Consider the following 13,055-nt stretch of genomic DNA (forward strand, 5'->3'; position numbering starts at 1 on the left):
GGTGTTTATCCTCCCTAGAATCGATTCGAGTTTTTCATGCATGCGCCGCGCAGTCAACCTTCCCGCAAACAACTTCCAGCCTCGCGCTGGCGCCAGCGCCGCCTGGCGCAGGCCGAATCGGGCCTGAGCGCCGCGCAGGAACGCCAGCTGGCCACCCTGCATGAGATCTCCACCCTGCTGGCGGGCCAGCACGCCATCGATGCGCTATGCCGTGGCTTCCTGCGCCATGTAATGCAGTTTGCGCAAGCCGAAGGCGGCACCGTGCGCATCCTTGATCCCCAGCACGATACCGTGCACATCATCGTGCATGAGGGCATTTCGGACGCCATGGTGGAAGAGGAACATTGCATCCGCAACAATGATTGCCTGTGTGGCGCTGCCGTGGCGCAGGGCGTGATCCAGATCCGCGATTTCCGCCAGGTCGATGCGCTGCAGCGCTTCCGCTGCCAGGACGAAGGTTTTATCGCCATCGCCGTTTTCCCCATCCTTGCGCGCGAGCAGGTAGTGGGCAGTTTTTCGCTGCACTTTGCGCGCCCGCAAGCCGTGCATGCGCAGCAGCAGGGCTGGCTGGAGACGCTGGGCCAGAGCCTGGGCATCGCCATCGAGAACCAGCGCCTGATCGCGCGCGAGAAAGAATTTGCCGTCGCGCGCGAACGCAGCCTGCTGGCCGAAGGCTTGCATGACAGCATCGCGCAAAGCTTGAACTTCATCAGCCTGCAAGTGCAGATGCTCGACGATTCCGTGCGCCGGGGCCAGCTCGACGAGGCGGCTGAAGTGCTGCCGCTGATGCGCATGGGTGTCGAGCAAAGCTACCAGGATGTGCGCGAATTGCTGGTCAATTTCCGCACGCGCTGGCATGGCAGCGACCTGGAAAGCAAACTCAGCGAAGTGCTGGCCAAGTTCGAGCTGCAGACGGGCGTCGTCGGCACCCTGGACATGAGCGGCAATGGCGCGCCGCTGGCGCCGGAGCAACAGCTGCAGATCCTGTTCATCGTGCAGGAAGCGCTGTCGAATATCCGCAAGCACGCGCAAGCGAGCAACGTGGCGCTGCGCGTGGAAAACGGGCGCGATTTTGCGCTGCAGGTGCGCGACGATGGCGAAGGCTTCGCCGCCAACCTGCGCGACAAGAAAACGGAGTTGCAGATCGGCTTGCGTATCATGCAGGAAAGAGCCGAGCGGCTCGGTGCGCAATTTGCCATCGACAGCACGCCCGGCGGCGGCACGACGATCTCGCTGGCCTTGCCGGCAGCCCGGCGCCAGGCCGCGTAACATCAGATTCATTCCTACCAGGTAGAAGATACAAATACGTGAACGCTCCAATCAAAATCCTGCTGGTCGACGACCACACCTTGCTGCGCAGCGGCGTCAAGCTGCTGCTGCAGCGCAATCCTCTGTTCCAGGTGGTGGGCGAGGCATCAAACGGGCTTGACGGCGTGCGCCTGACGTCCGAGCTGCGGCCCGACGTGGTACTGATGGATTTGAACATGCCCGGTGTAACGGGCGTCGAAGCGCTGCAGTTGATCTTGCAGGCCATGCCGCAGATGGTGGTGCTGATGCTGACCGTGTCCGAAAACGCGGCCGACCTGGGCGCTGCCCTGCGCGCGGGCGCACGCGGTTACTTGCTGAAAAATATAGAAGCCGAACAGCTGGGCCAGGCCATCTGCCGCGCCGCCGCCGGCGAATCCGTGATTGCCGACGCCATGACGGCCAAGCTGGTGTCCCAGTTCCGCGCGGGGCAGAACGCGCCCCAGGCCGACTACGACAAATTGACGCCGCGCGAGCGCGAAGCCATGGCTTGCCTGGCGCAAGGGCTGAGCAACAAGGAAATCGCGCGCCAGCTGGATGTGGCCGAAAGCACGGTGAAAATCCACGTGCAAAACATCCTCAAAAAGCTTAAGCTCAGCAGCCGCGTGCAGATCGCCGTGTATGCGGTCGAGCGCGAACTGGGCAGATAAAAATCAAGCAAAGCGCAAATAAGCCACGAGGAATGCGCGATTGTTTGATCTGCATGGCGTTCCGGCCTAGACAACCCTAGTTCCTTTGACGTATGGCCTTGACGGTGCCTGCGCATTACACTCTTAGTCATTCGCTAATCTAATAAGAGAGTGTCATGCATAAGGTCAACGTCGATGGCTTGCTATCGAGCCAGGCTCTGTTCCGCCATATTTCCCCTTCGCAATTAGAACAATTGCGCCAGGATGTCGTGCGCGTCGAAGTGGAAAAAGGCAAAGTGCTGTTCCGCAAGGGCGAAGTGGCGGAAGGCGCCTATGTGGTGGTCTTCGGCCTCGTCAAGCTGAGCGTATTCTCCATGGAAGGTACCGACAAGGTACTGGAACTGATCCGCCCGGGCCAGAGCTTCGGCGAAGCCATGATTTTCCTCGATGAGCCGTACCCGTTCTGCGCCGAAGCGCTTGAGCACTGCCTGCTGCTGCGCATCCCGCCGCACGCGCTGCTGCGCCTGCTGGACCAGTCGCCCCGCATCGCGCGCCAGATGATGAACAGCCTGTCGCACCACCTGATGGGTTTTATCCGCAACGTGGAACGCTGCTCCGTGCAGAACGCCACCCAGCGCGTGGTCGAATACCTGCTGCAGGCGTCGGACCAGCAGCGTTCGAACGAGGTCAAGCTGGACTTGAAGAAAAGTCTGCTGGCATCGTTCCTGAACCTGGCGCCCGCCACCCTGTCGCGCGTGCTGCACCAGTTGACGGACTTGCATTTGATTAAAGTTAGCGGTTCGCTGATCCAGATCCAGCCCGATGCCTTGAAGACGTACCGCCATGGCTCCGCCACGGCCCTGCTGAGTTAAGCTTTTTCAGCAGGCAAGGTCAGCCGCCAGAACAGCAGGGCGAGCAAGCTGACCGCCGCGCCCAGCGCGCATACCCCATGCCAGCCCGCCAGCGCATACACGCTGGTGGCGGCAATCGCTCCCATACCGCTACCCACCGCATAAAACAGCATGTAGCACGCCACCAGGCGGCTGTGCGCGTCGCTGTCCTGTTTGAAAATCAGGCTCTGGTTCGTCACGTGGATGGCCTGCCCTGCCAGGTCCAGCGCGATGATGCCGACGATCAGGGGCCACAGGGCCGTACCGGCAAACCCGAGCGGCAGCCATGCAGCGAGCAGCAACAGCAGGGCCGCGCCCGTCGTCCATTGCGCGCGGCCCTTGTCGGCCAGCGCCCCGGCACGCGCCGCGCCCAGCGCGCCGATCACGCCCACCAGGCCAAACGCGCCGATGGCCGCATGGCTATAGCCTTGCGCCGTCAATGGCAGCACCAGGGCACTCCAGAAAATATTGAACACGGCAAACATCAGCATGGCCAGCGTGCCGCGCACGCGCAACACCTTGTTATGCATCAACATGTCCAGCATGGAGGCGAGCAGGGCGCCGTAGGCCAGCTTCTGATTGGATGGCTGCGCTGGCGGCAGCTTGCGCCGCAGCAGCAACAGCAGGGCGCAAGCCATGGCCGCCGAGACGAAATACACGGCGCGCCAGTCGGCGAGATCGGCCACCACGCCGGACAGCGTGCGCGCCAGCAGCAAGCCGATCACCACGCCGCCCTGCGCCATGCCCACCACCCGGCCCCGCTCGTGGCTGGCCGCCGCGCTGGCCGCGTAGGCAATCAAGCCTTGCGTCATGGCCGTGCCCAGCAAGCCCACCAGCAGCATGCCGCCCAGCAGGGCGGCCGTGGAGCGGGCGCAGCCCAGCGCCGCCAGGGTGATGGCCAGCAGGCCCAGCTGGATCAGGGTCAAACGGCGCCGGTTCAGCATGTCGCCCAAGGGCACGAGCAGCAGCAGGGCCAGCGCGCAGCCGATCTGCGTGGCCGTGATGACCATGCCGCTGGCGGCGTCCGTCATGCCGAATTCGTGCGCCAGGGTAGCCAGCAAGGGCTGGGCGTAATACACATTGGCCACGCTGAGGCCGGCTGCCGTGGCAAACAGCCAGACGAGGGTGGGCGGAAGTGCGGTCGTGAGGGGAGGGTTTGTGTCGCGCATAGAGTTGTATATAAGTGGTTTCAAATTAAAACCAGTTGGAGTCTACGCCGGGAAGTTTTAAAATGCAACCACTCAATCGTGGAGACTGCCCGTGGCCAAGCGCAAAAGCCTGAAAACCGACCCCTGTCCCGTGGCGCGCGCGCTCGACGTCATCGGCGAGCGCTGGTCGCTGCTGATCGTGCGCGATGCCTTCCACGGCATGCGCAGGTTCGGCGAATTCCAGAAAAGCCTGGGCGTGGCGAAGAACATCCTGGCCGACCGCCTGCATACGCTGGTGGAAGAGGGCATTTTTACGGTCGCGCCCGCCTCGGACGGCACGGCCTACCAGGAATATGTGCTGACGCAAAAGGGGCTGGCGCTGTTTCCCATCGTCGTCGGTTTGCGCCAGTGGAGCGAGGAGCAGCTGTTCGAGGCGGGCGAGGCGCATTCCACCCTGCTGCAGCGCGGTTCAGGCTTGCCCGTGCGCCGCATCGACGTGCTGGCCGAGGATGGACGCGTCTTGCAGGCGGGCGATACCGTCGTGCATAAGGTGGTCACTGAGGTGGAGCCGAAGGCATGAAGCGCGTGGCCGTCATCGGCGGCGGCATCACGGGCGTCACCAGCGCTTACGCGCTGGCGAAACGGGGCGTCAATGTCACCCTGATCGAACGCCACCGCTATGCGGCCATGGAAACATCGTATGCGAATGGCGGGCAATTATCGGCCTCGCATGCGGAAGTGTGGAACCACAAGGCGACGATATGGAACGCCTTGAAATGGATGGCGCGGCGCGATGCACCACTGCTGCTCAATCCGACTCCCGGCTGGCACAAGCTGAGCTGGTTTGCGCAATTTCTCGCCGCCATGCCGCACTACGAGCGCAACACGATCGCCACGGCGCGCATGGCGATCGCCGCGCGCGAACAATTGTTTGCGTGGGCGCAAACAGAAAACATCGCTTTCGATCATCGCCGCGCCGGCATCCTGCACATTTACCGGGACCGGCGCGGCTTCGAGCGGGCGGCCGGCGTGTCGCGCCTGCTGGCGCAGGGCGGCTTGCAGCGGCGCGCCGTCACGCCGCAGGAGATGCGCGCCATCGAACCGACCCTCACCGGCGACTTTTACGGCGGCTACTACACGGACAGCGATTCCACGGGCGACATCCACAAATTCACCAGCGGCCTGGCCGACGCCTGCGCCCGCCTGGGCGTGGCCTGCCGCTATGGCGCACAGGTGACGGCGCTGGCGCGCGAGCACGGCAAGGTGCGTGTCAGCCTGGGCGAGGACAGTACCCTGTTCGACGCCGTCGTCATTTGCGCGGGCACGGCCAGCCGCGCCCTGGCGGCATCGCTGGGCGACCATGTGAATGTGTATCCGGTGAAAGGCTATTCGATCACCGTGCAGCTGGACGACGAAGCCAGCCAGGCGGCCGCACCCAAGGTCAGCCTGCTCGATGATGCCACCAAGCTGGTCAGCAGCCGCCTGGGCGAGGACCGGCTGCGGGTGGCGGGCACGGCGGAATTCAATGGCATCAATTACGATATCCGCGCCGACCGCATTCGCCCGCTGCTGCAGTGGGTAGAGCAGTGTTTTCCTGGCGTGAATACGCGCAAGGTGATCCCGTGGGCGGGCTTGCGCCCCATGCTGCCCGCCATGCTGCCAAAAGTGGGGCCTGGCAAGGCGCCGGGTGTGTACTACAACACGGGCCATGGCCACCTGGGCTGGACCCTGGCGGCTGCCACGGCGGAGCTGGTAGCAGAGGTGGTGGCTAGTTCTTTGGCAACAAATCGCTGAGCGCGGCGCGACCCTTGACGGTCAGGAAGGGGCCGACCTTGTTGTAGGGCAGCAGGAAGTCGTTTTCGCAGCCGCTGCCGTTCGAGTCTTCCCAGAAGGACACGCCTTCCGGCTTCAGCGACAGGTGGAAGCGGCCGCGGCCGTCGTAATCCGTGCCCTTGCACTCGGCATCGATCTTGACGTCCTTGAACAGGGCTTGCCGCAGGCGGTCCGGCAATTCTGCCTTGTCGTCGCCATCGCTGGCGCTGGCGCCAAACCAGTTCCACACGTCCGTCTCCTGGCCCGTTTTTACGTCCCAGGTGCGGAACCGGATGGAGATGCCATTGGCGCCATAGCCGGCCGGCCAGCGGTAAAACTTGATCGTCACCCAGCGCGGCGACCAGTAGGTGGGCTCCGCATACACTTCGTCTTCCGTCGTGAAGCCGTTGCGGCCCAGGTATTCGCGGCGCGTGGCATAGAAGTCGGCCAGGTCTTTCTTGTTCCTGGCCAGCACGGCGCGCAGTTGGGTATTGATTTTCGCCACGCCATCGCCGGGCGCCATCAATTCCACGGTGATGGTGTCGCCTACTTGCAGGTTGCGGTACTGCTTGCCTTCGAAGGCAATGGCTTTACTCACCTTGGTGCTGGGAAAGTCTTCCAGCGCCAGGTTGTAGGCGTCGCTGGCGCAGGATGGATGGTCGCGGTCGCCTGCCGCTTCCAGCAGGGTCAAGGCCAGCGGCAGGGTCTTGCCGCTTTTCGGGGCTGTCCAGGTGCCGATGAGCTTGTCACTTTGCTTGCCGCCCTGCGGCACATGCAATGACCACGTGCCCGTCGTGTCGCCCTTGGCATCGGACTCGCTCCAGTCGCTCTTGCCGTTCGGCTTGGCCAGCATGATGGGCGTCTTGTAGCGCGTGTAGTAATAATTGCCGCTGCGGTCAGACCCTTGCGTGGGGCTGGGCTGGTTGAAGCAGGCCACGATATTGGCCTTGCCCAAGGTGCCCTGCCACACCCCTTGCACGGGTGGCTCGGCCGCCATGGCGGCGTTCAGGGCGGGCAGGGACAGGCATACAAGCAATGAACGTGGCAAAAAACAGCGCATCGGGTTTTCCGGTGATTGGCGATGGCCGATTCTACATGGCCACTGCCTGGATGTGCCGCACGACAACTAACTGCGAGGGCGCTCCTGCGCCACCACGGTCATGGCCGCACCCAGGTATTGCAGCATGGCCCCGTCGACAAAGCTGCCTTCCATCAGACGCGGTTCCTGCTGGTGCGCCTGGCGGAATTTCAGCTGCGTGGCCGGGTCCGTGCCTGCATAGGAGCGGAACAGTTCCAGCCACTGCCGCGCCAGTTGCAGCACGGCCGGGGCGGTGGGCGGCGTGCGCGCATCCATGGCGGCGCGCACGGCGGCGATCAGGGCCGGCCACTCGCCAGAGCGCTTGCCATAGTTGGCCACGAGGTATGCGTACTCCTGTTCGTCGAGGAAGGGCTGGTACAGCGCTATGCGCGAGGCATTGAAGGCGGCAATGATGAATTGCATCAAGTTCGCATCGATGCTGGTCGTCGCTTGCATGGATGGCTCCTGCGCGTGCATGTCGTTCAGGCGCGCGAACAGGCCGGGGTGGGCGCCCGTGTCGCGCACCAGCTTGACCATCCATTCCGTGGCCAGGGCTTGTGCTTGCGCATCGCCGGGGCCGGCGCCCGCGTCCCTGGCGGCGCGCACTCTTGCCACCAGTGCTTTCCATTCCTGTTCCACAGCCGCGTCCGACAGCAGCGGCAGTTGTTGCAGTTCTTCGTGACTAAAATATTTGTCGTACATGGTCATTAACTCCATCGTGGTGAGCCACTCGGCCAGTTCCGGGGCTTGCCCTTGCGCCAGTTGCGCCTGCAAGGTGCACAGGCGTGCGCGCAGGGTGGATGCCTGTGCGATCTGGCGCTCCAGCATGGCGATCTGCTGCGCCACGATGGCGCTCAAGGGCAGATCCGGGCCGGCGAGTGCGTTGGCGATCTCGGCCAGCGACAGCCCGAACTTGCGCAGCGCCATGATCCGGTGCAACCGGTCCATGTCGCTGTGCTGGTACAGGCGGTAGCCAGCGGGTGTGCGCGCCGAAGGCGAGAGCAGGCCGATGCTGTCGTAGTGGTGCAGGGTGCGGATAGTGAGGCCCGTGAGCCTGGCCAGTTCACCGATTTTCAACAGCATCGTCTTCTCCCTTTCTTCAGTGCGTGCAGCCACGATGGCGCCTGACGCTACGTCAGGGTCAAGCAGGAATGTAGCAGAGGGCCCTGAAAAAAACGGAAAAAGAATCCGTTGACCTTCATTTTTTTGTACGGTATATTTATAAAACCGCATGACGACGTCAGCCAAACAAGCAGGTTCGGGTCAGGTGGAATGACGGAATAGTCGTTGTGCGGCGCAGCAAGTTGCGCCATTGGCCGGGCTGGAAAGATAATCCGCGCAGACGGATTTTTTTCGCAGTTGAGTTGTACGTTAAATATAATATGCCACCGGCAAGATCCGGGCGGCGAGAGAGACGACCATGATGAAAAGTATCGTTTGCGATACGCCCGGCAGTTTGCGCATGGAGCAGCGCCCCGTGCCCGTGCCAGGCGAGGGCGAAGTGCTGCTGCGCATACGTCGCGTCGGCATCTGCGGCACCGACATGCATATCTTCCGCGGCACTCAGCCTTTCCTCAGTTACCCGCGCGTGATGGGCCATGAATTGTCCGGCCATATCGACAGCGCGCCAGCCGGCTCGCGCCTGGCAGTGGGCGACCAGGTCTACGTGATGCCCTACCTTTCCTGCGGCAGCTGCGTGGCGTGCCGCCAGGGCAAGACCAACTGCTGCACCCGCATCGAAGTGTTGGGCGTGCACCGCGACGGCGGCATGAGCGAATACCTGGCGCTGCCCGAGCGCTTTGTCTTCAAGACCGAAGGCATCTCGCTCGACGACGCGGCCATGATCGAATTTCTCGCCATCGGCGCGCATGCCGTCAAGCGCGGCGCGGTCGATGCGGCCAAGCGCGTGCTGGTGGTGGGTGCAGGCCCGATCGGCATGGCCGTGATGCTGTTCGCATCGTTGAAAGGCGCCGAGGTGACGGTGCTCGATGGCCGCGCCGATCGTCTGCAGTTTTGCCGCGAGGCGCTGGGCATCGTCCGCACGGTGGCGCTGGGCGAGGGTGACAAGGAGCAGTTGTCGGATGCCACCGGCGGCGAATTTTTCGACGTGGTCTTTGACGCCACTGGCAATATCGCCGCCATGGAGCGAGGCCTGGATTTTGTCGCCCACGGCGGCAGCTACGTGCTGGTCTCCATCGTGCGCGATCGCCTGTCCTTTTCCGACCCTGAATTCCACAAGCGCGAAACGACCTTGCTGGGTAGCCGTAACGCCACCGTCGACGATTTCGAGGAAGTGGTGGCGGCCATGAAGGCAGGCCTGGTGCCGACCGCGCTGCTCAATACCCACCGCACCACGCTCGACGACTTTACCGGCGTGCTTGATCGCTGGATGCAGCCCGAGGCTGGCGTCATCAAGGCCATCGTCGAGGTCTGAGATGGCGCATTCCAACCCCATACTTCAATTTGGCACCAGCCGCTTCCTGCAGGCGCACGCCGACCTGTTCGTCAGCGAAGCGGCCAGCCAGGGCGAGGCGCTGGGCAATATCACCATCGTGCAGACCACGCACAGTGCGCAGGGCGCGGCGCGCGTGGCGGCGTTTCGCCGCGGCGGCGGCTATCCCGTGCGCATCCGCGGCTGGCAGGATGGCGCGCCAGTCGATGAAGAGCGCCGCTCCCACGCTGTCACGCAAGCCTGGCAAGCCGGCAGCGACTGGCGGCAGGTGCGCGATGCGGCCCAGGCCGCGTGCGTGATTATCTCGAATACGGGCGACACGGGCTACCAGCTGGATGAGGCCGACCACGCCGGCATGCTCGACGGCGCGGCCGTCCCCGCCAGCTTCCCCGCCAAACTGCTGGTGCTGTTGCACGGGCGCTTCCAGGCCGGCGCCGCACCCATCTCGATTTTTCCGTGCGAACTGGTGGCCGATAACGGAAAGGTGCTGCGCCAGGTGGTCGTGACACTGGCGCGGCAATGGCGGGTTTCGCCAGACGCCATCGCCTATCTGGAAACGGGCTGCTTGTGGATTAATTCCCTGGTCGACCGCATCGTTTCCGAGCCGATCGAACCGATAGGCGCGGTGGCCGAGCCCTATGCGCTGTGGGCCATCGAGGCGCAGGAGGGCATGCTGCTGCCGTGCCGCCATCCGCAACTGGTGGTGACGGGCAGTCTGCGCGAGTATGAACAGCGCAAGCTGTTCCTGCTTAACCTGGGCCATACCTATCTGGCGCAGCTGTGGATGGAGCGCGGCAGCCCGGTTGGCATGACGGTGCGCGAGGCGATGGAAGATGGTGGCATGCGCGCCTCGCTGGAAGCCGTGTGGCAGGAGGAGGTGCTGCCCGTGTTTGCCGCCATGGGGACGCCGCACGGTGACGCCGCGCTGGCCTATGTGGCGCAGGTCAGGGAACGTTTCGGCAACCCCTTCCTTGCGCACCGCCTGGCCGACATCGCCCAGCACCACGCCGGGAAAATCCAGCGCCGCATGGCGCCCGTGGCGGCACTGGCGCAGCAGCTCTGTCCCGCCCTGGCGCAACCGCGCCTGCGCGCCATGCTGGCGCCGGGAGCGCAGCCATGAACGCCCCGGTCAACGCAGTTGTTTCTTTTTCGGCATGCCGATCCAATCCGATATCGACTAAAATGGCCTACTTATCCACTTTCCTTTTCGCTGGCATAGCGCGTTCATTCATCCATGTCCAAACCCGCCACCGTCTTCAAGCGCAGTACCAATCTGCTGTTGCAATTTCTCGCAGAGAATGTCGCAGTGGGCGAGATGCTGCCGACGGAGCAGTTCCTGACGACCATCTGCCAGGGCAGCCGCACGGCGATCCGCAGCGCGATCGCTTACCTGTCGACGCGACGGCTGATCGGCAGCCCGGCGGACCGGCGCTTGCTGAGAAAGCCCATACCGGGCGACTACTTCGATATCTCCGAATTGCAGTCGGGGGCAGAGCGCATCCAGCAAGTGCTGATGGAGCGCGTCTACCAGCGCGACATGCCGCCCGGCGCGGAATTTTCGGAAGCGGAGCTGGCGCGCGAGGCGGGTGCCAGTACCGTCAGCGTGCGCGAATTTTTGATCGGCTTTTCGCGCTTCGGCCTGATCGAAAAGAAGCCCCGCGGCGGCTGGCGCCTGTGCGCGTTCGACCGCTCGTTCGCCACCGAACTGGCGGACATGCGGCGCATGTTCGAAATGGCGGCCGTGGAGCAGTTTGCGCACCTGCCGCATGGCGATCCGGCGTATGCGGAACTGGCGCGGCTGATCAAGCAGCACGAGAAGCTGGCGGCCAGGATAGCCACGCGCCACAATGCCTTTCCGGCGCTGGACCGCGAGTTCCACACTTTCCTGATTGGCCTGCTGAACAATCGTTTCGCCCAGGGCTTCTACGATATCGTCTCGTTTGTCTTCCACTATCACTACCAGTGGGACAAGGGCGAGGAAAAGGGCCGCAACCAGTACGCGGTGCAGGAGCACCTGGCAATCTTGCGCGCGCTGGCGGAGCACGACATACCGAAGGCGCTCGCGTGCATGCAGGAGCACCTGGATTCATCGCGTCGCACCATGCTGTCCTCGATAGGCACGCGCGAAAAACTGAGCCAGCCAGGCGCCTAGCAGCCTTTGCCGGGGAGGGTGCGCCATGAGCCTCGCTTCCCCGCCTGCCAGCCTGCTGCTGATGTCGCCCGAGGACAACTGCCTGATCGCCAGGACAGCCCTGGCCTGCGGCGACGTCGTGGCCATCGATGGCCAGCCAGTCACCCTGGCGCAAAACATCCTGATCGGCCACAAGGTGGCGCGCCGCGCGCTGGCCGTGGGCGACAAGGTGTTGCGCTATGGCGCCCTGATCGGCAGCATCACGGCCCCCGTCGCCATCGGCGAGCACATCCATACGCACAACCTTGCAAGCGATTACATCCCCACGTTTACCCTGGGCCAGGACGGCCACCATTTCCTGGACAAGGACGACCAAGCATGAACGCTCCCGTAACGACACCCGCCCTGTCGGGCTACCTGCGCGCCGATGGCCGCAAGGGCATCCGCAATATCGTGGTGGTGGCCTATATGGTCGAATGCGCGCATCACGTGGCGCGCCTGATGGTCAACGCCTTTCCCGGCCAGCCCGTGCACCTGATCGGCTTTACTGGCTGCTTCCCGAACGAGTACGCGGACCAGGTGATGCGCCGCCTGCTGACGCACCCGAATGTGGGTGCCGTGCTGCTGGTGTCGCTGGGCTGCGAAGGCTTTAATAAATATGGCCTTTCCAGCGCGGTGGCCGACAGCGACCGTCCGGTCCACACGATCACCATCCAGGAAAACAGCGGTACGCGTCCCAGCGTGCGCAGCGGCACGGAATGGATAGGCTGGGCCCTCGAGCATCTGGCGCGGCAAGAGCGCGTGCCGATGGGGATAGATGAGCTGATCGTCGCCACCATCTGCGGCGGCTCCGACAGCACCAGCGGCATCAGCGCCAACCCCGCCGTCGGCGTTGCTTTCGATACCCTGATCGCGGCCGGCAGCCCCTGCATCTTCGAAGAGACGGGCGAACTGGTGGGCTGCGAATACCACATGCAGCGGCGCGCCGTCAGTCCGGACCTGGGCAATGCCATCGTCGAGACCGTGGCCAAGGCCGCTCGTTATTACACCATCATGGGGCACGGTAGCTTCTCGCCGGGGAACGCCGATGGCGGCCTGACCACGCAGGAGGAAAAGTCGCTGGGCGCCTACGCCAAGAGCGGTTCCTCACCCATAGTCGGCATTCTGAAACCCGGCGACCAGCCAGCCGGCGGCGGCCTGTACCTGCTCGACGTGGTGCCGGACGGCGAGCCGCGCTTCGGTTTTCCGAACGTGTCGGACAACGCGGAAATCGTCGAACTCATTTCCTGCGGTGCCCACATCACCTTGTTTACCACGGGCCGCGGTTCCGTGGTGGGCTCGGCGATTTCGCCCGTCATCAAGGTGTGCGCCAATCCGCAAACCTTCGAGCGTCTTGCCGACGACATGGATATCAACGCCGGCAAGATACTCACAGGAGAAGCCACCCTGGAGGAAGTGGGCGCGGAGATTGTCGCCGCCGTGCTGAACGTGGCCAATGGAGAACTGAGCCGCTCGGAAGACCTGGGTCACCAGGAATTCGTGCTGACCTATAAACAATTCGATGCGGTGGGGCCAGGCTGTTTCCCGCTGCGCGCAGCATGATGGCCACG

13 protein-coding genes are annotated in these 13,055 nt (G+C 63.7%); 10 read left to right on the forward strand and 3 right to left on the reverse strand.

The annotated features are described in order from the left end of the window. Positions 1-36: 36 nt before the first annotated feature. The 3 genes from CLU92_RS25965 (at position 37) to CLU92_RS25975 (ending at position 2,806) form a co-directional block, all read left to right on the forward strand. Positions 37-1,269, forward strand: a complete 1,233-nt coding sequence (locus tag CLU92_RS25965; RefSeq protein ID WP_101484209.1) for a GAF domain-containing protein — start codon at positions 37-39, stop codon at positions 1,267-1,269. Positions 1,270-1,307: 38 nt separating this feature from the next. Beyond that, positions 1,308-1,955, forward strand: a complete 648-nt coding sequence (locus tag CLU92_RS25970; RefSeq protein WP_101484210.1) for a response regulator — start codon at positions 1,308-1,310, stop codon at positions 1,953-1,955. Positions 1,956-2,110: 155 nt separating this feature from the next. Further along, a complete protein-coding gene (locus CLU92_RS25975) occupies positions 2,111-2,806 on the forward strand; it encodes a Crp/Fnr family transcriptional regulator (RefSeq protein ID WP_101484211.1) in 696 nt (231 codons plus the stop codon). Here CLU92_RS25975 and CLU92_RS25980 read toward each other — a convergent pair. Beyond that, complete coding sequence (locus CLU92_RS25980) at positions 2,803-3,993, reverse strand: MFS transporter (RefSeq protein ID WP_101484212.1); 1,191 nt, start codon at positions 3,991-3,993, stop codon at positions 2,803-2,805. The genes CLU92_RS25975 and CLU92_RS25980 overlap by 4 nt on opposite strands. A gap of 91 nt (positions 3,994-4,084) precedes the next feature. Between CLU92_RS25980 and CLU92_RS25985 the strand changes: the two genes are divergently transcribed. Both CLU92_RS25985 and CLU92_RS25990 read left to right on the forward strand, forming a co-directional pair. Continuing rightward, entirely contained in the window at positions 4,085-4,552 is a 468-nt protein-coding gene (locus tag CLU92_RS25985) for a helix-turn-helix domain-containing protein (protein ID WP_101484213.1), read from the forward strand. Next, on the forward strand, positions 4,549-5,766 hold the full coding sequence (locus tag CLU92_RS25990) for a D-amino acid dehydrogenase (protein WP_101484214.1): 1,218 nt from the start codon (positions 4,549-4,551) through the stop codon (positions 5,764-5,766). The genes CLU92_RS25985 and CLU92_RS25990 overlap by 4 nt, the downstream gene beginning before the upstream one ends. On the opposite strand, the gene CLU92_RS25995 is transcribed toward CLU92_RS25990, so the two are convergent. Both CLU92_RS25995 and CLU92_RS26000 read right to left on the reverse strand, forming a co-directional pair. Next, positions 5,741-6,844, reverse strand: coding sequence for a hypothetical protein (locus CLU92_RS25995; protein ID WP_101484215.1), 1,104 nt, complete (start codon positions 6,842-6,844; stop codon positions 5,741-5,743). The genes CLU92_RS25990 and CLU92_RS25995 overlap by 26 nt on opposite strands. Positions 6,845-6,910: 66 nt before the next feature. Then, positions 6,911-7,945, reverse strand: coding sequence for a MerR family transcriptional regulator (locus CLU92_RS26000; protein WP_101484216.1), 1,035 nt, complete (start codon positions 7,943-7,945; stop codon positions 6,911-6,913). A gap of 340 nt (positions 7,946-8,285) precedes the next feature. On the opposite strand from CLU92_RS26000, the gene CLU92_RS26005 reads away from it, so the two are divergent. From CLU92_RS26005 to CLU92_RS26025, 5 genes are all read left to right on the forward strand, one after another. Next, positions 8,286-9,296 carry a zinc-binding alcohol dehydrogenase family protein gene (locus CLU92_RS26005; RefSeq protein WP_101484899.1) on the forward strand — a complete coding sequence of 337 codons (1,011 nt, stop codon included), beginning with the start codon at positions 8,286-8,288 and terminating at the stop codon, positions 9,294-9,296. A gap of 1 nt (position 9,297) precedes the next feature. Then, on the forward strand, positions 9,298-10,434 hold the full coding sequence (locus tag CLU92_RS26010; RefSeq protein ID WP_101484217.1) for a D-mannonate oxidoreductase: 1,137 nt from the start codon (positions 9,298-9,300) through the stop codon (positions 10,432-10,434). A 114-nt stretch (positions 10,435-10,548) separates the two neighbouring features. Beyond that, positions 10,549-11,466: a GntR family transcriptional regulator gene (locus CLU92_RS26015; protein WP_101484218.1), complete on the forward strand. Its 918-nt coding sequence runs from the start codon at positions 10,549-10,551 to the stop codon at positions 11,464-11,466. A 25-nt stretch (positions 11,467-11,491) separates the two neighbouring features. Then, positions 11,492-11,827, forward strand: a complete 336-nt coding sequence (locus CLU92_RS26020; protein WP_101484219.1) for a UxaA family hydrolase — start codon at positions 11,492-11,494, stop codon at positions 11,825-11,827. Beyond that, a complete protein-coding gene (locus CLU92_RS26025) occupies positions 11,824-13,047 on the forward strand; it encodes a UxaA family hydrolase (RefSeq protein ID WP_101484220.1) in 1,224 nt (407 codons plus the stop codon). The genes CLU92_RS26020 and CLU92_RS26025 overlap by 4 nt, the downstream gene beginning before the upstream one ends. Positions 13,048-13,055: the final 8 nt, after the last annotated feature.

This window comes from Janthinobacterium sp. 61, assembly GCF_002846335.1.
Lineage (GTDB): Bacteria > Pseudomonadota > Gammaproteobacteria > Burkholderiales > Burkholderiaceae_D > Janthinobacterium.

What these genes read in the sequence shown, in the direction of transcription:
- CLU92_RS25965 (WP_101484209.1), top strand. Translation starts at nt 37, where the DNA reads ATGCATGCGCCGCGCAGTCAACCTTCCCGCAAACAACTTCCAGCCTCG.
- CLU92_RS25975 (WP_101484211.1), top strand. Translation starts at nt 2,111, where the DNA reads ATGCATAAGGTCAACGTCGATGGCTTGCTATCGAGCCAGGCTCTGTTC.
- CLU92_RS25980 (WP_101484212.1), bottom strand. Translation starts at nt 3,993, where the DNA reads ATGCGCGACACAAACCCTCCCCTCACGACCGCACTTCCGCCCACCCTC.
- CLU92_RS25990 (WP_101484214.1), top strand. Translation starts at nt 4,549, where the DNA reads ATGAAGCGCGTGGCCGTCATCGGCGGCGGCATCACGGGCGTCACCAGC.
- CLU92_RS25995 (WP_101484215.1), bottom strand. Translation starts at nt 6,844, where the DNA reads ATGCGCTGTTTTTTGCCACGTTCATTGCTTGTATGCCTGTCCCTGCCC.
- CLU92_RS26000 (WP_101484216.1), bottom strand. Translation starts at nt 7,945, where the DNA reads ATGCTGTTGAAAATCGGTGAACTGGCCAGGCTCACGGGCCTCACTATC.
- CLU92_RS26005 (WP_101484899.1), top strand. Translation starts at nt 8,286, where the DNA reads ATGAAAAGTATCGTTTGCGATACGCCCGGCAGTTTGCGCATGGAGCAG.
- CLU92_RS26010 (WP_101484217.1), top strand. Translation starts at nt 9,298, where the DNA reads ATGGCGCATTCCAACCCCATACTTCAATTTGGCACCAGCCGCTTCCTG.
- CLU92_RS26015 (WP_101484218.1), top strand. Translation starts at nt 10,549, where the DNA reads ATGTCCAAACCCGCCACCGTCTTCAAGCGCAGTACCAATCTGCTGTTG.
- CLU92_RS26020 (WP_101484219.1), top strand. Translation starts at nt 11,492, where the DNA reads ATGAGCCTCGCTTCCCCGCCTGCCAGCCTGCTGCTGATGTCGCCCGAG.
- CLU92_RS26025 (WP_101484220.1), top strand. Translation starts at nt 11,824, where the DNA reads ATGAACGCTCCCGTAACGACACCCGCCCTGTCGGGCTACCTGCGCGCC.